Raw genomic sequence first — 21470 nt, 5'->3', positions numbered from 1 at the left:
AATAGAACAAGAGGGGAACGATAATTTGTCTAGTCGAGTTCCGTGCTGCTCACCCGCCAGCCCACGTCACGGATGGAATTGGGCGGCAGGCGCAGGTCCACTTTGCGCTGGCTATTCTTTACCTCCATCCGGCGCAGGCCCTTGATCTGCCACTCATTTGGCGATCCCAGCTGGATCCGGAACGTGACCGGGAAAGGGTTGGCATTGGTCAGGCGCAGCTGCATCGGCAGCTTGCGGATCGTGCCGTTACCGTCTTCCCCATCCGCCCCCGAACGCAGGCAATGGGCGGTGACTTGCGAGCTAGCGCCGAGCGAGATTTCCACATCCTGCCCTTCCGCATAATCGCGGATTCGCTGTTCGCCGACCATCATGTCGCCCGCCGAACCGGGCTCGAACAGGGTGATTCCCCCCATTGGCAGGGCCATGCCCAGCCCATGCTTCTCGTCATTGACGGTCGAGAACAGCATCTCTGCCGGCGCGGCTTCGTCCGTCTCGTGCCATGGAGTGCAATGCGCCTCGTACAGCATCCGGCCCTTCACTTCCTTCCGGTCAAGAAAGGCCACCTGCTTCAGCCCCTGCGCCGCGACCGTCACCCTTTCAGGCACGCGATAGAGCTTAAGATCACCCAATTGCTCCTCCCCCGCCATCATGGCGACAGGGGAGGATTGCAGTTCATCGCGCGACACGCGGCCGCCGGTGACGACGATGCTCTGCGCTTCCGCCATCATCCTGGCCGGCGGCGGCGGTGCGGGCGGAGGCGGCGCAAAAGGCGTACCGGCGGCAGTGCTGCCAAAGGGGTAACAGGTTAGCCGCAGCGGTTGGGCCATGGGCGGATCGGACAATTCCTCGAAATCGCTTTCGACATTGATCCGCCCGGCCACGACCAGCAGTTCCGCATCGGGAAAGCTCTGCCCATTATCGTTGAGCACGGTCAGCCAGCTGCGCAGATGCATGCGGACATCGTCGCGATCGCCGCCTTCGGCCAAGGTCCCGACATAATGCGCCTGCCAGTCGAAGCCCCATGCGAGATAGGTCAGCTGGACATCGTAAGTGCCGCCGGTCTCGTCCCGCGTGTCTATCGTGAAGACTGGCTGCGCGGAGAGCCCATCCGGCACACGGTCGAAAGTCAGCTTTTCCGGCAGGCCGGAACAGCGCACTGCCTCGTAACCTTCGGCCGTCTGCAGCACCAGGCCGCCATCGGCCCGTGTGCGCACGATGGCCTGTTCGCTCTCCTGCATGCCGGTGGCCGGATCGGTGCGCGTGATCCGCACCCTGTTGCCAAGAGTGCCATCGACCAGAGCGGCGGGGCTCAGCAGGTCGGCATTGCGGTTCTTCTCGATCGTTCCGCCCGGCAGGCCGGTGACGATGGCGCTCACCGCAACCATGCCTTCGGCAACGCCGGTGAAGCGGATCGTCGACCGGCCCGGCGGTAGAGTGACCCGGCGGGTTTCGGTGATCATCGCGAAGCCCTGCGGCCAGTCGCGGTCCATGTCCTGCCATTCGGCCCGATCGGGATCACGATACAGGGTGACGGCCAGATCTTCCGGCGGGGAGGCATCGACCACTTCACGTGCGGCGGCCGGGCTCGCCACGCCCAGAAGCAGGATCAGGAAGGCAGCGCGTCGCATTGCCGGCCGCTCAGTAACGGGTTTCGTAGGTTACCCGCACCACGCGCTCGCCATTGGCCGGCACGCTGATCACATATTTGCGGGCGTCCGCATTCAACTGTTCGCCGGGAACATCCTCGCTCGGGATGCGATAGTCGCTGGCCCACCAGCCGCGGTCGAGGCCCGACTGGACCAGCTCAACCTCCACGGGCTCCGGCTTGGCATTGGTCAGCGTGTAGCGCATCGTCGTGCGGTAATGGGTAACGGCACGGTCCAGCTGCACTTCCCGCACTGCCTCGCCATTCTCGATCACGCGATAGCGGGCACTGCGTTCATATTCGGCGGCATTGATCGGTTCGCGCTTTTCCACTTCGGCCTGCACGAAAACGTCAAAGGCGTCGCCCGTGCTCAGCACCAGTTCGCTGCCCATCGGCGTGTGGCCAATGCCATTTTCGCCGATGAATTGCGGATTGCCCTGTCCGTCACGCTGATAGAAGCGCACCGTGCCGGCAGGCAGCGCATCGCCCAGCCCGCCCTCCTTCGAGGAGGAAAAGGCGATCTGGCTCGACACATTGACCGGCTGCGTATCCGAAGCCAGCCAGCCGACTGTCCGGCCATAGATCTTGCGCGCCGGCACGCCCTGCACGTCGAGGAAGCTGACCTGCTTGGTCTGATTGTTGGCAATCGTGGTGCGTTCGGCAATCGGATAGAGATAGTAATCGCCCAGCCGTTCCCGCTCGGCAGTTTCGGTGCCGGGGACGGTGCGCGAAATATCCGGGGCGATGCGCGGATTATAGCCACGCCCCGGCTGACGGGAGGAAGAACCGTTGGGATTACCGGCCACCAGCAATGTATCTGCCGAATGGAAGGTCGTGCCGGTGGAATTGGTCAGCGTGACCCAGCCCTGCATGTCGACCGTGCCCCGCCCCTCGTCGTAAAGAGCGACATAGTCCGAAGACCAGCCAAGGCCGGGCGTCAGATAGCGGATCGAAGCGGGCCGCGTTCCGCTGCTGCTGCTCTCCACCGTCACCGACAGGGTCGGCTTTGCGCGCAGATTGGGCGGCACCCGGTCGAACACCACGCGGACCGGCAAGCCATCGTCCCGCAGCACCTCGATCCGGTCACCGATCTGGACGACCGTGCCGCCGGCGGTGGACAGGACCTTCGCCCGCTCACGCGTTTCGGCGCCGGTTGCCGGATTGGTGCGGACAAGCGTGACCGTCTGGCCGATTGCCTTTTCCATCATCTTGGATGGGGTCAGCAGATCGAAATCGAAATTCTGTTCGACAATCGCGGTATCCCGCGCGGCGAAGCTCAGCGTTTCAGGGCGGATCTGGGCGGAAACATCGGGAAAGGCGATACGGCTGCGCCCGGATGCGATCTCCAGCTGCCGGACATCCTGCACGAGCGCGAGATTGCCATTATAGATCGTCACCGAAAGATCGCCCTGCGCGCTTTCACCGTCAGCACTGCTTGTCTGGGCGGAAACCGGCGGCGCGGACCAGGCGAATGTGGCGAGCGAAATGGCCGCAATTGTCAGACGATTCTTCTTCATGGCTGTCCTCCCCCAAGACCCTGCGGTGATCCCCACCATCCACCCGGCTCGTTTACGCCTCGTGAATGCGGCGCCTGAAATCAACGAGGGCTGGCGCGCAGCGCTTCCTCGACCTTCTTGGCGATCTGCTGCACGCTGAAAGGCTTGGCGATGAAATGCATCCGGTCGAAATCGATCTCCCGCCGCAATTGTTCCTCGGCATAGCCGGACATGAACAGGACCGGGATTTTCGGGTGCAGCTTGCGAATTTCACGGGCCATGGCCGGCCCATCCAGCGTGGGCATCACCACGTCGCTGACGACAAGATCGAATTCCTGCCCGTCATATACGGCTTCGACGCCTTCATCCCCGTCACTGGCGGTAACGACAGTATAGCCCTGCCGCGTCAGCGCCCGTTCGGCGACGGCGCGAACCATGTCTTCGTCCTCGACCAGCAGGATCCTGCCGCCGGCGGACCAGTCCCGGCTTTCCTCTTCCTCCACCTCTGCCCTTGCCAGCTCTTCTTCGCTCGCATGGTGAACCGGAAGATAAATGGTAAAGCGCGCGCCCTTGATCGTGCCGCCGGGATGCTGCGCATTATCGACGAAGATGAAGCCGCCCGATTGCTTCACGATGCCATAAACCGTGGACAGGCCGAGGCCCGTGCCCTTGCCCAGTTCCTTGGTTGTAAAGAACGGTTCGAATATCTTGGAGAGGTTTTCCGGTGGAATGCCGCCCCCGGTATCCTCCGCCACCAGCACGGTGTAATCGCCCGTCGGGATGATTTCGCTGCCCATGCGCTGAATGTCATTGGCCAGCACACGCCGCGTCGTGAAGGTCAGCGTGCCATGCGCATGTTCGCCCCGCTTGGCCTGGATCGCGTCGCGGGCATTGACTGCCAGATTGATGATCACCTGTTCCAATTGGCGCGGATCGGCACGGACCGGCCCCAGATCACGGTCATGATGAGTGCGCAGGGTGACCTTGGCGCCCAGCAACCGCTTCAGAAGCTGGGAGACTTCGGAAATCACATCCGGCAATTGCAATACTTCTGGCTGCAATGTCTGCTGGCGCGAAAAGGCCAGCAACTGCCGGGTCAGCGATGCAGCGCGGTTGGAATTGGCGCGGATCTGCTGGATGTCGTCATAATCGCTATCGCCCGGGGTGTGACGCAGCAACATGAGGTCGCAATAACCGATAATCGCGGTCAGGACGTTGTTGAAATCATGCGCCACGCCGCCCGCCAGCTGGCCAACCGCTTGCATCTTGGTGGCCTGCGCCACCTGCCGCTTCAACCGCGTCTCCTCCGTCGTATCGGCCAGGCTGAGCAGGACCGCCGCCTCGCCCAGCCCGCGCACGCCGGCCAGGCCCAGCGACACCGGCTCGTCCGGATCGGCCGCCAGCCGGACCGCGATATCCCCGCTCGATGCCGGGCCCTTGCCATATCGGCGCACGGCGTCCGACAATGCCGTCTTGTCCTGCCTGACCACGAGATCGGACGGATAAGGCGGCAGGCCCTTCACCTCCGTACCGGCTGCGCGCATGAAGGCCGGATTGGCAAACAGGAAATGTCCGTCCCGATCAGTCATCGCGAGGCCGAGCGGCAATTGTTCCAGCAGGGATTCAAGTTGCGGCGTTTGCCCCTTGGCATCCGCTCCCCAGCCGCCAAGCCCGACCGACGAATCGAGCAGCAGCATCAGCGACGGCGCCTCGTCCACGGCGACCGGCGGCGAATCCGGATCGGACAGGGGCACCTGCACCAATGTCTGCGGCGATCCCTTGCGGCCTTCCCGTGCAAAATAAATCCGGTCGCGATCGTCGGAGCGGAGCATCGAGACGAAGTCCTGACCGACCAGGCTGGCATCGCCATCACCGCAGGCGCGGCGGGCGAAACCCTCATTGACCGCCCGGATCGTGCCGTCAGGCCCGACCAGTGCAACTTCGATACCAGCCGCGCTGAGAATGCGCCCGAATACACCGGCAATCTGTTTGCCGATGCCAGCCAGCGGTTCGATCCTGGCAACGGGGGTAAAACGCCAGATCAGATATTCATCACCGCGCCCGGCGCGCTGGACACTCGCCGTCCAGCCCTGCCCTTCATCGGCAATGGTCACCTCTTCCGCTTCGCCATCGCGCCAGGCGGAACGCGCCGCACGGTTGAGCTTCTCGCTCGAAACGCCGTCCACCGGCAAACGCGGCGGTGCGTGGGATGAACCGAACCACAATTCGAAAGCGGCATTGGCACAGGCCAGCCGATTGGCCCTGTCGGTGATAGCCACCGCCACGCCCGGCTGTTCGATCGCGGCCACAGTCACCGACCAGTCCGGATCGGCATTTTCCGTGACGGCTACCGCACGCGGGCGCCTGCGCCCGGCCGCGAACGCCACCAGGCCGAGCACCACCAGCCCTCCGGCATAGGCCAGGGTTACAGGCGGGCTACGCGTCACGAGCTGGATCATGGCGATACTGGCCAGCACCGCCGCCGCGACTGCCAGCGTATCAACCAGCGGACGCGTGCCCTGCTGATCGGAAAATCCCAGCCGTTTCATACCCATTATTCCGCCGGCAACCTGCTGAAGCGGCCCGGCCTGCGGGTCCAGCGGCGCGCCACGACCGCCCGCCAGATCAGGCTTGAAACGAGATAGCCGACCGCGGCGGAAAGCAAAGACAGCACGATGAAGCCGAAAGCCGTCACGCCCGCAGTTTGCAGGAACCATCCGAATTGCTGCCAGCGGCCGCTGGCAATTTCGCCCTGTGCCATGCCACCCGTTACCGCATCGATCTTGAGCACGAAACGCCCGACCTTGTTCGCCCCGACCAGCCAGAACGGCAGGGTAAAAGGATTGGTGATGAAAGTGACCAGCGCAGCCAGCGGCATATTGGCGCGAGCCGGCAGGGCGAGAAAGGCGGCAAGGAAAATCTGGCCCACGGGAACGATGAAGCCGGCGAACAGGCCCAGTGCGACACCGCGCGGCACCGATCGGCGTGTGAACCGCCAGAGTTCCGGACTGAGAAAGCGATGAGCGATGGGCGCCAGGAAGCGGTTAGCAGCCATCTCTTCCCGCGTGGGCATTTTGGGCATCCTGCGCCCGAGCCATTTGCGGATTCTCCTCGCCATCGCGGCTTCCATACACCTTTCGCATCTGCGCGAAAGTGCACCCTAGCGCGCCAAGGACAAACCGCTGCTTAACGGCGGTGGAATGATGAAAAAATTATCCCCGTTCGCGCATCAGGCGCGCCTTGTCGCGCTTCCAGTCGCGTTCTTTGATCGACTGGCGTTTGTCATGGGTCTGCTTGCCCTTGGCCAGGGCGAGTTCGACCTTGGCCCTGCCCTTGGAATTGAAATAGATGCTGAGCGGAACCAGCGTCATGCCCTTGCGCTCCACGGCGCCGACAAACCGCTCTATCTCGCGCGCATGGAGCAGCAGCTTGCGCGGCCGCTTCGGCTCGTGATTGAAGCGGTTGCCATGGCTGAATTCGGGAATGTTGGCATTGATCAGCCATGCTTCCCCGCCGCGAATTTCGGCATAGCTTTCAGTAATGGAACCTTCGCCAAAGCGCAGGCTCTTCACTTCAGTGCCGGACAGGGCGATCCCGGCCTCGAACGTATCCTCGATAAAATAGTCGAACCGTGCACGCCGATTCTCGGCAACGGTTTTCTGCTTGTCGAAAGTCGAGGGTTTGGGACGAGCCATAAGGATGGGCCATGTAGTATCCCCCGCCACGAAGCGAAAGCCCCTCGGACCACCTTAATTGTTTCCCTTTCAAGGTCGGCTGAGGGGCCCTGGAGCCGGAACAATTCTCTCGGGCACGGCATTCCAGACGGCCTTGCCGCATCGGAAGAAGTATTTCGCTTCAATCGGGCGCGTGCCGCGCCTCCTAGGTCAGCCCCACGCTTGTCAAGGCGGCATCCACTGCCTGGCGGGCGGGTTGGCTGCAGGGGGCAATGGGCAGGCGAACTTCGTCGGTCAGCCAGTCATGCAGCCTGGCCAGCGCATATTTGACCGGCGAAGGGCTGGCATCGGAAAACAATGCCCGGTGGAGCGGGAACAGGCGATCATGCAATTCGCGCGCGCGGTCGAAATCACCTGCGGCCGCGGCGGCATGGAAATTGGCACAGAGGCGCGGGGCGACATTGGCCGTCACCGAAATGCAGCCCACCTGCCCCAGTGCATAGCCGGCAAGGGCCAGCGGATCATCGCCCGACAGCTGGCAGAAATCCGCCCCCGCACCCAGCCTGTGGGCCGTCACCCGCGCGAGATCGCCACTGGCGTCCTTGATGGCGACGATCTTTTCCGGAAAACGGCGGCGCAGTTCGATCACCGTATCGGGTGAAATGTCCGTAACCGTGCGGCCCGGCACATTATACAGCACGATCGGCAGGACGCTGCGTTCGGCAAGATAGGAAAAATGGGCGAGCAGACCTTCCTGGCTCGGCCGGTTGTAATAAGGCGCCACGATCAGCACCGCATCCGCGCCTGCCGCGGTCGATTCCTTGATATGCCAGAGCGCGGTCTGCGTATCGTTGCTGCCGCAGCCGGCGATGATCTTGACCCGGCCCGCCGCCTGTTCGGCGCACAGGCCGATCACCCGATGATGTTCGTCATTATCCAGAGTGGAGGCTTCGCCTGTCGTCCCGCAGGGGACAAGGGCGCTTGAGCCATTTTCGATCTGCCAGTCCACCAGGCGTCGGAAGGCAGCTTCATCGACCGCACCATCGCGGAAAGGCGTGGCAAGCGCCGGAATCGAGCCAGAGAACATTTGCGCCGCTCCCGCTTTTTCCATTACATCGAAGGCAGTAGCCCCCATGCGAATTCATTTCGGAGGGCGCCCCGTTAAGCGCCTGATAAGGAGCCGGTCAACACAATGTCGCACATGCTCCGCACCTCAATGATCGCCGCCCTCCTTGCATCCGCCTGTGCCACATCCGCGCCGGCCCTCGCCAATCAGGGCAATGAATGGGATCAGGCACGGGCAAGCCTTGTCGCGCGGGAACCGGGCCGCATGGTTCAGGCAATATCCCGCTGGGCGGAATTATCGGGCAATTCCAAGCTGTCCTTTACCGACTATGCCGATTTTCTGCTTCGCTATGACGATTTTCCCGATCAGACCCGCTTGCGGGCCTATGCTGAAAACCGACTGCGGGAAGAATTCGTCGATAATGGCGCCCTGATCGCCTTTTTCGACAAATTTCCGCCCGTCACCAATTATGCGAGAGCGCATTATGCGCTGGCCCTGATGGGCAGCCGCCCCGGCGAAGCGCGGGCCATTGCCCGCGAGGCATGGCGCGGCGGCGAGATGAGCGACACCGCGGCATCCTCGATTCTCGCGATGTATGGGCAGGATTTCACCCAGGATGATCAGGACGCGCGGATGGATGCACTGCTGTGGCAGCGCGACCGCGAGGCGGCCGAACGGCAATTGCCGCGCACTTCGGGCAATCGGCGGGCAGTCTTCGCCGCGCGTCTTGCCATATTGCAGGGCGGCGATGGCGCCGTTTCCGCGCCGGAAGCTTTATCCGACCCCGGATATCTCTATAATCGCAGCCGTGAATTGCGGCTCGAAGGCCGGCCGCAACAGGCCGTGGCCATGTTGGCGGAACGTCCGCTGCTGACTTCGATCCCCTTCGACCAGGCGGCCTGGGTCGAGGAATTGCTGAACGTCGCACGTCTGGGCACGGCGCGGCAGGCACAGCGTATCGCCGCTTCGGTGGACGATGGCTTCAGAAGCGATGCGGACATTTCTGACAAGGGATATTCACTGCGCGACGATTACACATCGCTGATGTGGCTGGGCGGAACGCGCGCCTTGTGGGAACTGGGCGATGCGGCCAACGCTTCCCCCCTCTTCTACCGCTATGGTGCAGCGGCACGCACGCCGCAGACCCGCTCGAAAGGCTTTTTCTGGGCCGGCCATGCGGCAAAGCGCGCCGGCGATACGGATAGTGCGGCGCGCTATTTCGAAATGGCGGCCGATTACCCGGATCGTTTCTATGGCCAGCTCGCCCTTGCGGAACTTGGCCGCAGCCTGCCGGCATTCGCGGAAGGGCCGGCCTATGCGCCGACTGAGGAAGAACGCCGCGCCTTCATGAACGCGCCGCTGACCGCCGCCGTCACCGAAGTTGCCCGTGATGCGCCCTGGAGCCAGGGCATCCGTTTCTACCGTGCCATTGCCGACCGGGCGGAAACGCCGGGCGAACATATGCTGGTGGCGGAACTGGCGCGGCAGATCGGCCGCAGGGATCTGGCAGTGAACCTGTTCGATTCCGCGGAAGAAGATGGCGTGCGCGGCTTCACCCGCATCGGCTTCCCCACTCTGGTGCCGCCACAGGGCACGGACTGGACAATGGTTCACGCCATCGCCCGGCAGGAAAGCCAGTTTGCCGAAAATGCGATCAGCCATGCCGGCGCGCGCGGCCTGATGCAGTTGATGCCCGCCACTGCCCGTGAAGAAGCCGGCAAGGCCGGACTGACCTATATGTCAGCCTCGCTGATTGCCGATCCGGGCTATAATGTCCGCCTTGGCAGCAATCATTTCGAACGGCTCTATGCCCGTTATGGCAGTTATCCGCTGGCGGTTGCCGCCTATAATGCCGGGCCGGGCAATGTGAACAAATGGCTGCGTCAGAACGGCGATCCGCGCACCGGCAGCATTGCCTGGATCGACTGGATCGAGCAGATCCCGTTCTTCGAAACGAAGAATTACGTCCAGCGCGTGCTGGAAAACGCCGTGATGTATGAAACGCTTTATCCCGACAAGGCGACCAAGGGCCGATCGCGCACGCTCGGCGAGTTCCTGCGCTAGACATTTACCACATGAAAACAGCTTCCAATCCCATTACGCCAGCCGGACTGGCCGCGCTGAAGGCGCGTTATGACCATCTGCTCGGGAAAGAGCGGCCGGAAATCGTGGAAATCGTCAGCTGGGCAGCCGGTAATGGCGACCGCAGCGAGAATGGCGATTATCTCTATGGCCGCAAGCGAATGCGAGAGATCGATCGCGAACTGGCGCATCTGGCAAAGCGGATGAAAGCGGCGAAGGTCATCGTTCCGTCCGACCAGCCGGACCAGTCGCGCGTATGGTTCGGGGCGCTCGTCACCATCGCGGATGAGGACGATCAGGAACGGGAACTGATGCTGGTTGGCGATGACGAACAGGATCCCTCGGCCAACAGGATAGGATGGAGCGCGCCCATCGCCCGCGCCCTGCGCGGTGCGGCCATCGGCGATCTGCGGACCGTGCGCCTCCCCGCCGGGGAGAAGGAATGGGAAGTGATCGCAATCAGCTATCCCGGCTGACCGGCCGGGCATTCAAGGACAGGCAGCATGGCGGAAATCGTCAATTTGCGCATGGCGCGAAAAGCCAGAAGCCGTGCGCAAAAGGCCAGGCAATCGGCTGAAAACCGGGCAAAATTCGGCGAAAGCAAGATCGCAAGGCTTGCTCACCGAAAAGAGAACGAGCGCACTGACCGGACGCTCGACAATGCGAAGCTGGATCACGACTGATGCGCACAACCTATGGCGAAGCAAGCGTCCGGCTCTATCACCTGGACGGATCGAGCGAAGGCGGCGCCGCCAATACGCTGTTCTACGGGCCATTATCCGAAGCCATGCGGATCGCCGCGCAGCAACCGGAAGCCGTGCAGGACGGCCTTTATCTGGCAACGGATAATGATGTTGTCAGCTATCTCGACCTGCTCGAAAGCTGAGAGACGCCCCGGCAAAAACGGGGCGCCCCCGCCCGTCTTCTATTCGCCCCCGGGCGCCGGATTGCCATCCCCCACACTCTGATCGGGCAAGTCGTCTTCATCCAGTGCAGCGCTTCCGCCCGCCACGGAATTTTCCATTGTCGGCGAAATGCCGGCCGGACCGGAAACGAGACTGCTGAGCGAACTTCCATCGAGGCCGAGTTCCTTCATCAGCCCGTCCAGAACCGGGGCCTGCGCCCGATAGGCCAGGGCCGCGGCGACGGCATCGCTGGCAAGATTGCCGCTGCCGCCATTGCCGATGGTCGCGCCGGGCGCACCGGTTTTCTGGGTAAGGCCGTCCACCTGGACGATCTTGATGGAATCGATCGCTTCCATCGGCTTCGCGCTTTCACGCACCAGTTCTGGCAGAACCTTCAGCAGCGCAAGCTTGGTCTGCAGCGAGATCTGATCCATCGAGAGGATATTCGCCGCTTCGTTGATGGCGCGCTGGCCGGCCGCTTCCACCTCAAAGCGCACGCGGTCCGCTTCGGCGCGAAGCTTCTCCGCATCGGCCTGCCCCTGCGCTTCCAGCCTGGCGGCTTCCGCGCGGTTGGTGGCAGCATCGCGTTCCGCCTCCGCCTGCACCTTGATCCGGATCGCATCGCGTTCCGCAGCCTTTGCCGCCTCTATCAGTTCGATACGCTTTTCGCGTTCAGCAACTTCGGTATCGCGCGAAGTCGCGACTGATTCCTCGGCCGCGACGGCCTTGGCGCGCGCCGCATCGGCTTCAGACTTTGCCTGGCTTTCTTCCCGGCTCTTGTTCTGGACCGCAATCTGCTGTTCCTGGCGGGCAATCTCGACCGCCTGCTGCTGGGCGATCCGGGATTCTTCGACCGAACGATCGGCTTCGATCTGCTGACTGTCGATCTCGCGTTTGGCCTCGATCCGGGCCGCCTCCGCCTCGCGGTTGCGGGCCGCCTGTTCGCGCGCGATTTCCGCCATTTGCGAGGCGCGGCGTGTCTCCACTTCGCGTTCCTGTTCCAGCCGGGCGAATTCATTGTCGCGGCCGATTTCGAAACTGCGCTTGTCAGCTTCGAGATTCTTGGTTTCGATCTGGACGCGCGTATCCATCTCGATATCGTTGCGCAGCTTCTTGCGCGCCTCGATCTGTTCGGTGAGCTTGGTAAGGCCTTCCGCGTCAAACGCATTGTTGGCGTTGAAATGTTCAATGCTGGTCTGATCGAGGCCGGTCAGCGAAACCGATTCCAGTTCCAGCCCGTTCATCGCCAGGTCGCTTGAACTGACCTGCTGAACTTTCTGCACGAATTCGGCGCGCTGTTCATGCAGCTCGTTCATGCTCATCCCCGCCGCCACCGACCGGAGTGCGTCCACAAACTTGCCTTCGACCAGATCCTTCAGCGCTTCGGGATGCATGGTGCGCTGGCCCAAAGTCTGCGCGGCCATGGCAATGGCGCCCGCATCGGGGCGAACGCGAACATAGAATTCAGCCTTTACGTCGATCCGCAGGCGATCCAGTGTAATCAGCGCCTCTGCATCCCGTCGAACAACCGGCAATACGACCGTGTTCATGTTCACGGGCATGGTTTCATGGAAGACCGGGAGCACCATGGCGCCGCCGTTCATCACGACCTTTTCTCCGCCGACACCCGTGCGAACGAATGCGACTTCCTTGCTCGCCCGACGATAGAGCTTGGCGATCATCATTCCGATGATCAGCAGGACAGCGAATACCGCCCCGGCCCAGATCACGATCTCAATCAAATTCGAACCCATTACCTCTCCCCTCGGACGAAATTGCGTTACCGTTCGGGCTCCAGCCGGCGATCCTCCAAGGCCACGCAATAGAATATTTCCTTATCGCGCCTGACCACGAGCACCTGCTCCCCTTCCCGCAGCTCTGCAGCGGGTTCATGCGGTTCGACCATCACGTGGTGGGGATGCCCATGCCGGTCGTGGATCCGTGCCCGCGCCGGATATCCGGCGGCAGCCCTTCCGTTGAGGATGATGCCACGCCGGCCGACAAGGCTGTTCAGATCGACAGCGCTCGTCTCGTCCGCCGGCAGGATCCGCGCCAGCGGTCGCACCAGTGCGCCAGTGACAGGCAGCGCCGCCGCGCCCGCCAGCACGGCCGCCAGCCAGCGATCGAGCGGCCCGTAGGCCAGATTATGGGCCACCCCCTGAATGCTTACGCCGATCGCTGCAAAGACCAGCAGGGCGACCGCCAACCAGATGAGGAAAGGAACACGCCCTATGCCAAGGATGCTGAGCAATCCGCCCGAAACGCCCGCATCCCCATCGGCATCCATGTCCGGATCGACGCCGACATCGGATTCGCCAAACAGGTCTCCAAGGCCGGCAGCCTGCAGAATGGCAAGCATCACCATCAGCATCAGTGCGACGGCGAAGGGCAGATTATGGTCTGCCAGAAGACTCATCCCCAATTCCCCCAATTGGAATCGTCAGGAATCGAACCTGCCCTGAAAAACGCCGCCGGGCAAAGCGATTCCACAAGGCCGCCATGCCTGCCCCGATTGAGGACGGGCAGATGTTCCCGTCCGGAGGGGGCGCGGCATTATTTGCCAAATGCGGCACCGCTGCTAGCAAGCGAAAGCCCATGAAGCGCTTTGGCCTTGCCCTGATCCTGTTTGCATCCAGTGCTTCGCTTTCGGCGAAGGACAGTCTTGGCATATTCGATGACTGGGGGGCGTTCCGGGATGCGGGCGTACCGCGATGTTATGCGATCAGCGCGGCGGAAGGCGAAGCGCGCGATCAGCCGGCTTATGCCGCCATCGGCATCTGGCCGGGCCGCCAGATCAGGGGGCAGGTCCATATCCGGCTTTCACGGTCCATCCCTTCGGGCGGCGGCGCCACGCTGCGCATCGGCAATCGGCGTTTCCGGCTCGGCGGCGGCGGACCGGATGCCTGGGCGGAAGATACGGCGATGGACGCCGCGATCATCACGGCCATGCGCGCCGAAAACCGCATGTGGGTGACGGCAAGGGATCGTTCGGGCCGGCGCTTTACCGATTCCTACAGCCTGGCCGGGGCGGCTACTGCCATGGATGCGGCGCAAGTGGGATGCGCCCGGTCCCGCTGACCGGGTTACGCCTCCGCACAATGTGCAAATGAAATGGGCCGGAAGGCAAACCTCCCGGCCCACTGCATGTCAGGCTATGACTGGCTCAGAAACGCAGGCCGACACTCGCCACGATCTGATGGCGGTCCGTGTCGATATCGAAACGGTCGCTGTCGGGAATGTCCTCGGCTTCGAAATCGATCTCGCCCTCGCTATAGTTGGAGTAGCGATATTCGAGACGGCCGAAGGCGTTGCTGGAGAACTTCTGTTCAAGACCCGCGCCCACGCGGAAACCGTCCGTATCCAGACGCTCGTTATAATCCGTCGTCCCGTCAGAGCCGACGAAGTTGAAACGGGCATTGGTGTAACCACCCTTGGCATATAGCAGCGTGCTGGGCGTTACCTTGTAGCCGGCGCGCGCACCCACATAGATATCGCGGCCCGCATCCACGGTTCCGAGACCGAAAGTGGAGAAGTTGTTGTCATAGTCGGAATCGGCGGTGGAATCGGTCAGTTCCGCTTCGGCACCCAGAACGACATTGCCCATGTCGACGTCGTAACCGATCGCCGCACCATAGGTCAGCCCTTCGACGCTTTCATCGGCATCGGGGTTGAGATCATCGTCCTGGGAACTGCCGGCCTTGTTGATGTCATAACCGGCAATGCCTGCAATCCAGGGGCCGGAGAAATCCGAATCCTGGGCGAAAGCCGGCGTGGCGATTGCTGCCATCGAACCGGCGGCGATGAGTGCGAGACCCTTTTTCATTTCTTGTACTCCATTCACTTCAATCGCGCGGCATCGCGCCGCGGACCTGTGTAATGTCGCAACCCGGCAGTAAGTTTCCTGAACGTAACACAACGATAAGATTGATGTTTTTTTGCCACAGTGCAGTGCAGCAAAGCGATGCGGCGCTGCGGCAGAAACCGGGAACCGAATGAGCGGGACGGCGATTTCGCGCGCTGGCGCGCGTGTTTTTGCGGATGCTGCGCAGCGGGTTTTCCGGATGGCTGGCATGATCCGCCGCTGCGCCCTATATGCGCCCCCATAATGGCCGATACCGCACTCATGAGCATTCCCGGACAGGTTGATCCGGTTCCCGTCGCGCGTGACATCACGCCGCGCCCCGATGGCCGGGTGGACTTGCTGGGCCTTTCCAGGAAGCGGATAACGGAACTGTTCGCCGAAGCAGGCTTGGAAACCAGGCAGGCGAAGCTGCGCGCGAAGCAGGTGTTCCACTGGATATATCATCGCGGCGTGACCGATTTCGCCGACATGACCGACATCGCCAAGACGATGCGCCCCTGGCTGACGGAACGCTTCGTGATTGCCCGGCCGGAAGTGGTGGAAGCCCAGCACAGCAGCGATGGTACGCGCAAATGGCTGCTGCGCACGCCGGACGGCCACGATTTCGAAATGGTCTTCATCCCCGACGCGGATCGCGGCACGCTGTGCGTATCCAGCCAGGTCGGCTGCACGCTGAACTGCCGTTTCTGCCATACGGGAACCATGCGGCTGGTGCGCAATCTGACACCGGGCGAGATCGTGGGACAGGTGATGCTGGCCCGCGATGCGCTGGGCGAATGGCCCAAGGGCCGGATGGATGTTCCCGACGAGGAGGATGTTGCCGAATACAGGGCCGATGGCCGCCTGCTGACCAATATCGTGATGATGGGCATGGGCGAACCGCTGTATAATTTCGACAATGTCCGCGACGCATTGAAACTGGTGATGGATGGCGAAGGGCTGGCCCTGTCGAAGCGCCGGATCACACTGTCCACCAGTGGCGTGGTGCCGATGATGGAACGCTGCGGGGAAGAGATTGGCGTCAATCTCGCGGTTTCACTACATGCCGTGACCAAGGAAGTGCGCGACGAGATCGTGCCGCTCAACAGGAAGTTCGGCATCGAGGAATTGCTGGAAGCCTGCGCCGCCTATCCCGGCGCGTCCAATGCCCGGCGCATCACGTTCGAATATGTGATGCTGAAGGACAAGAATGACAGCGATGAGGATGCGCATGAACTCGTGCGCCTGCTCAAGCAGTTCAAACTGCCTGCCAAGGTCAATCTGATCCCGTTCAACCCCTGGCCGGGCGCACCCTATGACTGCTCCACGCCGGAACGGATCAGGCGCTTTTCGGACATCATCTTTGAAGGCGGGATCAGCGCCCCGGTCCGCACCCCCCGCGGCCGGGATATTGACGCCGCCTGCGGCCAGCTGCGCACCGCCGCGGAAAAGAAAAGCCGGGCAGAGCGCGATCGCGAAGCCGCTCAGGCGGTGGCGGAGGCAGATCAGGAAGTAGGCTGAGCGCGCGCTTCCGGCCGGCTCGTCCTAGATTTCCCCCGCTTCCCGGTCGAAAGCCTGCCTTGCGGCATCCACCGCTTCGCGATTGGCAACGGCCCAGTCTCCCAGGGCAAGCACGGGCTGACGCAGTGATCGGCCCAGTTCGGTAAGCGCATAATCCACGCGCGGCGGCACGCTGGGCGTCACGGCACGGCTCACCAGCCCATCCCGTTCCAGTCCGCGCAATGTGCGCGTCAGCATTCTTTGCGAAATACCATCGATTTCGCGCCGCAATTCATTGAAGCGCAGCGATCCTTCGGACAGGCTCATCACCACCTGCATCGACCATTTATCGCCCACGCGCGCGAGGATCTGGTTCACCGCCTGGCAACAGCGCGCGGGATGGGTCTGAATGGTCACATCCATGTGACTATCGGACAGCGAAGTGCCTTCTTGCACGATCGTGGTGGCAGTATCCATATGGCCTGCAAGTTATCAATCGTAACCTTGGAAGGAAAGCCATGCAGATTCTCCGTATCGACAGCGCCACGACGGGCGACAGTTCCGTCAGCCGCGTTCTCACCCAGGCCGCGCTGGATCATTTCCGGTCCAAACATCCCGAAGCCCGGATAGTCGATCGCGATTACGGCAAGGCCCCCCTGCCCCATCTCGACGATGCCCGCACCGGGGCGATCCGTCTCCCGCAGGACCAGCACACTGACGCCATGAAGGCTGTTTTTCCTGAAGAGCGCGCCGTGCTGGATGAATTCCTGGCTTCCGACATCGTGGTGATCGGCGCGCCGATGTATAATTTCACCGTGCCGAGCCAGATCAACGCATGGATGGACCGCCTGGGCGTGCCCGGCGTCACCTTCAAATATTCCGAAGCCGGCCCCGAAGGTCTGGCTGGTGGCCGGAAGGTAATCGTCCTCTCCACCCGTGGCGGTGAATATCAGCAGGATGGCGCCTTCGAACATCAGGAAACTCTGATGCGCGATTTCTTCGCCTTCATCGGGATTACCGATCCGGTCTTCATCCGCGCCGAAAAGATCGGCTTCGGCCCGGAAGCGCGGGAAGAAGCGATCAATTCCGCAAAAGCCGAAATCGCCAGCCTCTGAAGCTGACGCCTGAATCCGGGTGCGAAGGAAGGGCGGGACAAAACTGCCCTTCCCCACCCGGACTCAAATGGCCGAACCGACCACTCGATCCATCGCGGAATTGGCGCAAATCGCCGCAGTTGAAGGCGGAAACGCGTTTGTTCATCTCAGGTTGGGGATCGGTGAATGCATGGTGGCGTTGACCCGCAAAGTTACACGGAAAGGCACCCCAATGCGTATCTTCATGCTCCTCGCCGCCGCAACTGCAATGGCGATCCCCGCTGTGCCGGCAGAGGCCGGCTCGCGCGATCGCCATGATCGCGGCCTGCATCGCGGGCATCATGCAAAATATGACCATCGCGGCCGCTATGTGGAACCGCGCCGCGTCAAGCGCGGCGATCGCGTATGGCGCGGGAATGATGGCCGTTATTATTGCAAGCGGGACAATGGCACGACCGGGTTGATCATCGGCGCCGCAGGCGGTGCCCTGCTCGGCCGCGAGATCGATGGCGGGCGCGACAAGACGCTGGGTACGATCCTTGGCGCCGCCGCCGGTGGCCTGCTGGGGCGGGAAATCGATCGCGGCGAAGCGCGCTGCCGCTGAGCCAGGATTTGCAAGCAAACGCCAGGGCGGTTCCGCAAGGAGCCGCCCTTTTGCATTGCGGCACCCCCGATCGCCTGCCATCAAGCTTCGCAAGCTAAGCAAACAATGCATCGGGAAGAGCTGCCATGATCGAAACCGCCCTTGTCTCCTGCGACGACCATCTGGATCTCAACATGCTGCCGGCAAATGTCTGGACCGGACGCATGGCCGCAAAATGGGGCGACCGCGCGCCGCAAGTGGTCGAAAATGGAGACGGCCCCGCGATGTGGATGGCCGATGGCCAGAATTGGGGCATGTGGGCAGGCAAGCCGTTCAGCTTTGGTGGACCAAAGCCCATTCACACGGCCTATGACCGGGGCGGGATCGAGGATGTCAGCGAATTGCGCGCCGGCAATCCGAAATTGCGGCTGGAAGACATGGACCGGGACAGCGTGTGGGCCCATCTGGTCTTCGGCCCGGTAACCAGCATCAAGAGCGATGATGCCGCCTTCATGCAGGATTGCTATTCAGCCTATAATGACTGGCTGTATGACGAATTCTGCACCGTCGCGCCGGAACGGCTGATCGGCGTCGCCATGTTGCCCCCGCATCCGGAAGCGGCATTCGCGGAGCTGAAACGGCTCGCGGAACGGGGCGGCTGCCGGCAGGCCAATCTGCAGATCGCAATGGCCGAACCGCGGCTGGAAGACAAACGCTGGGAACCCGTCTTCGACCTGCTCGAACAATCGGGCATCGTGCTCAGCTTCCATGTCACCGTCTTCCCCGGCGTGACCAAGGCGTTCGACAAATACAAGGGGTCGCCCGGCGCGACATTTCTCCACGCCAAGATGTTCATCGAACAATTCCTCGATCCCTTCGTGGACCTGTTCGCCTGGGGCATTCTGGAACGCCATCCGAAGCTGAACATCGTGATCGCCGAAAGCGGCGTGGGCTGGGTTCCATGGGTGGTGGAAGAGCTTGATTATCGCCACTGGCGGCTGTGGGAATGCAAGGAATTCTGGGACGACAAGGGCGGCATCCCGCACAAGATGAAGCCCAGCGAAGTGTTCAAGCGGCAGGTTTACGGCACTTTCCAGCAAAGCCCCACGGCCATGCGGCTGCTGGAATTCTGGGGGCCGCACAATCTGCTCTGGGCCAGCGATTACCCCCATCCGGACAGCATCTGGCCCAACAGCGTGCGGACGATCAACGAAACAATGGGCCATATGGCGCCATCGGACGTGGCCGATATCGTGGGCGGGAACGCGGCGCGGCTTTACGGCCTGGATCTTTCAAAGGCGACGACGAAAGCCCGGCTGGATATTGGCGGACAGCGCGAAGCCGCCTGAGGGATTGGCGGTTCCGCACAAACGCCCCGATAGCGCCCCTGTGCGAGGGAGTTGGCGTGCGGGCCCACTCTCCGCTAACGCATGGGCAGGCTCCAGCCGATACAGGGACGTGCAGTGACGATAACGGGTGACGGAACCCATCCATTCTACGACATGCACCAGCATGGTTTCGTGCGCGTGGCGACCAGTACGCCGCGCGTCCGCACGGCCGATGTGGCCTATAATGCCCGCGCCATCGTGGAAGAGGCGAAGCGCGCACACGAGGCGCAGGTCGATCTCCTGGTCTATCCGGAACTGAGCCTGTCATCCTACGCGCTGGACGATCTCGTCATGCAGGATGCGCTGCTGGACGCGGTGGAAGCCGAAATGGCCGGCATTGTCGCGGCCAGCAAGGGGCTGACCCCGGTCATGCTGATCGGCGCACCCTTGCGCCATAATGGCCGGCTTTATAATTGCGCCCTGGCAGTGGCCGACGGAAAATTGCTGGGCGCCGTGCCGAAAAGCTTCCTGCCCAATTACCGCGAATATTACGAGAAGCGCTGGTTCGCCCATGGCCGCAATATTCGCGGTGCCACGATCACGGTCAGCGGGGATGAAATTCCCTTCGGCACGGATCTGATCTTCGCGTCCAGCCAGCTTCCCGGTTTCAGGCTGTTCGTGGAAATCTGCGAGGATTTCTGGGCGCCCTCCCCGCCATCCACCGCAGGCGCGCTGGCCGGGGCGACAATCCTGGCCAATCTGTCCGCTTCCAATATCGTTATCGGCAAGTCGGACGAAAGGCATATGCTGTGCCGCGCGCAAAGCTCGCGCACGGCCAGCGCCTATGTCTATTCCGCCGCTGGCCACGGCGAAAGCACGACTGATCTTGCCTGGGACGGCCAAGGCATGATCTTCGAACTGGGCGATTTGCTGGCCGACAGCCAGCGTTTCGAATTGCAGCCGGAACTCTGCATCGCCGATGTCGATTGCGACCGCATCCAGAACGACCGGCTGCGTTTGCAGACTTTCAACGATGCGGCAGAACATGCCGGGCGGCCGGAAGACAGCTTCCGCTTCATCGCTTTCGACCATGCACCGGCAAAGGGCGATATTGGCCTCAACCGCCCGATCCGGCGCTTCCCCTTCGTGCCCAATCGCCCGGAAAAGCTGGACGAGGATTGTTACGAAGCATTCAACATCCAGGTCGACGGGCTGATGCGCCGGATCGAGGCGACACGGCCCAAATCGCTGGTGATCGGCATTTCCGGCGGGCTGGATTCCACCCATGCGCTGATCGTTGCAGCCAAGGCCTGCGACCGGCTCGGCCTGCCGCGCACCACCATTCGCGGCTATACTATGCCGGGCTTCGGCACTTCGGACGAGACGAAAGACAATGCCTGGAAGCTGATGAAAGCGCTGGGGATTTCCGCCGAGGAAATCGACATTCGCCCAGCCGCAAGCCTTATGCTGGAAGATATCGGCCACGCCTTCGCCGGCGGGGAGCCGGTCTATGACGTGACATTCGAAAACGTGCAGGCGGGGCTGCGCACCGATTACCTGTTCCGCCTGGCCGGGCAGCATAACGGTTTCGTGATCGGCACGGGCGACCTGTCCGAACTGGCTCTGGGCTGGTGCACTTACGGCGTGGGCGACCAGATGAGCCACTACGCCGTCAATGCCGGTGTGCCGAAAACGCTGATCCAGTATCTGATCCGCTGGTGCACGCGCACCGACCAGTTCGATGCGGCCACCGATGAAGTGCTGGGCGCCATCCTCGCCACAGAAATCAGCCCGGAACTGGTGCCTGCCGATGCGGAAGGCGCGATCCAGAGCACCGAGGCCAAGATTGGCCCCTATGAACTCAACGACTTCTTCCTCCACCACGTGATGCGTTTCGGCCAGCGGCCGAGCAAGGTCGCCTTCCTCGCCTGGCATGCCTGGCGCGATAAGGGCGAAGGGCTGTGGCCCGCCGAATTCCCGGCAGCGAAGAAGAACGAATATGATCTGGCCACGATCCGCCACTGGCTGGAAAGCTTCCTGAAACGCTTCTTCGCCTTCAGCCAGTTCAAGCGCAGCGCCATTCCCAACGGCCCGAAAGTTTCCAGCGGCGGCGCGCTGAGCCCACGCGGCGACTGGCGCGCGCCGAGCGATGCGGTGGCCGATGTCTGGCTTGAGGAATTGAAGGCGAAATTGCCGGAAGGTTCGTGAACTGGTTCGCGATCTCTGGAAAACTCGCCAGCGCCCTTTGGCCCAGGC

Annotated in this window: 20 protein-coding genes; 10 read left to right on the top strand and 10 right to left on the bottom strand. The window is 62.3% G+C overall.

All coding sequences use genetic code 11. From position 1 onward, the window contains the following. Positions 1 to 29: 29 nt before the first annotated feature. The 6 genes from WYH_RS00765 to dapA all read right to left on the bottom strand — a co-directional run bounded on the left by WYH_RS00765 (position 30) and on the right by dapA (position 7902). Entirely contained in the window at positions 30 to 1628 is a 1599-nt protein-coding gene (locus WYH_RS00765; RefSeq protein ID WP_053833316.1) for a DUF4139 domain-containing protein, read from the bottom strand. Positions 1629 to 1638: 10 nt separating this feature from the next. Next, positions 1639 to 3162, bottom strand: a complete 1524-nt coding sequence (locus WYH_RS00760; RefSeq protein ID WP_235979611.1) for a DUF4139 domain-containing protein — start codon at positions 3160 to 3162, stop codon at positions 1639 to 1641. Between the two features lie 80 nt (positions 3163 to 3242). Beyond that, positions 3243 to 5690: a response regulator gene (locus WYH_RS00755; RefSeq protein WP_046904666.1), complete on the bottom strand. Its 2448-nt coding sequence runs from the start codon at positions 5688 to 5690 to the stop codon at positions 3243 to 3245. Between the two features lie 5 nt (positions 5691 to 5695). Continuing rightward, a complete protein-coding gene (locus WYH_RS00750; RefSeq protein ID WP_244877939.1) occupies positions 5696 to 6259 on the bottom strand; it encodes a DUF2062 domain-containing protein in 564 nt (187 codons plus the stop codon). A 94-nt stretch (positions 6260 to 6353) separates the two neighbouring features. Then, entirely contained in the window at positions 6354 to 6836 is a 483-nt protein-coding gene (smpB, locus tag WYH_RS00745; RefSeq protein ID WP_046902307.1) for an SsrA-binding protein SmpB, read from the bottom strand. A 184-nt stretch (positions 6837 to 7020) separates the two neighbouring features. Continuing rightward, positions 7021 to 7902: a 4-hydroxy-tetrahydrodipicolinate synthase gene (gene dapA, locus WYH_RS00740; RefSeq protein ID WP_046904664.1), complete on the bottom strand. Its 882-nt coding sequence runs from the start codon at positions 7900 to 7902 to the stop codon at positions 7021 to 7023. Between the two features lie 105 nt (positions 7903 to 8007). On the opposite strand from dapA, the gene WYH_RS00735 reads away from it, so the two are divergent. From WYH_RS00735 to WYH_RS00720, 4 genes are read left to right on the top strand one after another with little or no spacing between them, the layout of a single operon-like run. Continuing rightward, positions 8008 to 9945: a lytic transglycosylase domain-containing protein gene (locus tag WYH_RS00735; RefSeq protein WP_046902306.1), complete on the top strand. Its 1938-nt coding sequence runs from the start codon at positions 8008 to 8010 to the stop codon at positions 9943 to 9945. An 11-nt stretch (positions 9946 to 9956) separates the two neighbouring features. After that, entirely contained in the window at positions 9957 to 10439 is a 483-nt protein-coding gene (greB, locus tag WYH_RS00730) for a transcription elongation factor GreB (protein ID WP_046902305.1), read from the top strand. A 27-nt stretch (positions 10440 to 10466) separates the two neighbouring features. Continuing rightward, positions 10467 to 10646 carry a DUF4169 family protein gene (locus WYH_RS00725; protein WP_046902304.1) on the top strand — a complete coding sequence of 60 codons (180 nt, stop codon included), beginning with the start codon at positions 10467 to 10469 and terminating at the stop codon, positions 10644 to 10646. Further along, positions 10646 to 10849 carry a hypothetical protein gene (locus WYH_RS00720; RefSeq protein WP_046902303.1) on the top strand — a complete coding sequence of 68 codons (204 nt, stop codon included), beginning with the start codon at positions 10646 to 10648 and terminating at the stop codon, positions 10847 to 10849. The genes WYH_RS00725 and WYH_RS00720 overlap by 1 nt, the downstream gene beginning before the upstream one ends. Positions 10850 to 10888: 39 nt before the next feature. Here WYH_RS00720 and WYH_RS00715 read toward each other — a convergent pair whose 3' ends face one another. Both WYH_RS00715 and WYH_RS00710 read right to left on the bottom strand, forming a co-directional pair. Then, positions 10889 to 12553 carry a flotillin family protein gene (locus WYH_RS00715; protein ID WP_413226742.1) on the bottom strand — a complete coding sequence of 555 codons (1665 nt, stop codon included), beginning with the start codon at positions 12551 to 12553 and terminating at the stop codon, positions 10889 to 10891. Between the two features lie 95 nt (positions 12554 to 12648). Next, a complete protein-coding gene (locus tag WYH_RS00710; protein WP_046902302.1) occupies positions 12649 to 13284 on the bottom strand; it encodes a YqiJ family protein in 636 nt (211 codons plus the stop codon). A gap of 179 nt (positions 13285 to 13463) precedes the next feature. Here WYH_RS00710 and WYH_RS00705 point away from each other — a divergent pair, with 179 nt between their 5' ends. Then, positions 13464 to 13946 carry an invasion associated locus B family protein gene (locus tag WYH_RS00705; RefSeq protein ID WP_046902301.1) on the top strand — a complete coding sequence of 161 codons (483 nt, stop codon included), beginning with the start codon at positions 13464 to 13466 and terminating at the stop codon, positions 13944 to 13946. 85 nt (positions 13947 to 14031) lie between these two features. Here the strand turns inward: WYH_RS00705 and WYH_RS00700 are convergent, their stop codons facing one another. Continuing rightward, the gene (locus WYH_RS00700) at positions 14032 to 14691 is read right to left on the bottom strand and encodes an outer membrane protein (RefSeq protein ID WP_046902300.1); all 660 of its coding nucleotides are present in this window, start codon (positions 14689 to 14691) and stop codon (positions 14032 to 14034) included. Positions 14692 to 14973: 282 nt separating this feature from the next. Between WYH_RS00700 and rlmN the strand changes: the two genes are divergently transcribed. Beyond that, entirely contained in the window at positions 14974 to 16230 is a 1257-nt protein-coding gene (rlmN, locus tag WYH_RS00695) for a dual-specificity RNA methyltransferase RlmN (RefSeq protein WP_046904662.1), read from the top strand. Between the two features lie 24 nt (positions 16231 to 16254). Here the strand turns inward: rlmN and WYH_RS00690 are convergent, their stop codons facing one another. Further along, on the bottom strand, positions 16255 to 16686 hold the full coding sequence (locus tag WYH_RS00690; protein WP_082347698.1) for a winged helix-turn-helix transcriptional regulator: 432 nt from the start codon (positions 16684 to 16686) through the stop codon (positions 16255 to 16257). A gap of 41 nt (positions 16687 to 16727) precedes the next feature. Here WYH_RS00690 and WYH_RS00685 point away from each other — a divergent pair, with 41 nt between their 5' ends. From WYH_RS00685 to WYH_RS00670, 4 genes are all read left to right on the top strand, one after another. Continuing rightward, positions 16728 to 17324, top strand: coding sequence for an FMN-dependent NADH-azoreductase (locus WYH_RS00685; RefSeq protein ID WP_046902299.1), 597 nt, complete (start codon positions 16728 to 16730; stop codon positions 17322 to 17324). A gap of 211 nt (positions 17325 to 17535) precedes the next feature. Beyond that, entirely contained in the window at positions 17536 to 17907 is a 372-nt protein-coding gene (locus WYH_RS00680) for a glycine zipper 2TM domain-containing protein (RefSeq protein WP_046904660.1), read from the top strand. A 125-nt stretch (positions 17908 to 18032) separates the two neighbouring features. Beyond that, on the top strand, positions 18033 to 19235 hold the full coding sequence (locus tag WYH_RS00675) for an amidohydrolase family protein (RefSeq protein ID WP_046902298.1): 1203 nt from the start codon (positions 18033 to 18035) through the stop codon (positions 19233 to 19235). Between the two features lie 153 nt (positions 19236 to 19388). Beyond that, positions 19389 to 21422, top strand: a complete 2034-nt coding sequence (locus tag WYH_RS00670) for an NAD(+) synthase (protein WP_413226741.1) — start codon at positions 19389 to 19391, stop codon at positions 21420 to 21422. Positions 21423 to 21470: the final 48 nt, after the last annotated feature.

The organism is Croceibacterium atlanticum, from assembly GCF_001008165.2.
GTDB lineage: Bacteria > Pseudomonadota > Alphaproteobacteria > Sphingomonadales > Sphingomonadaceae > Croceibacterium_C > Croceibacterium_C atlanticum.
This window is presented reverse-complemented; position numbering and strand designations above follow the sequence as displayed.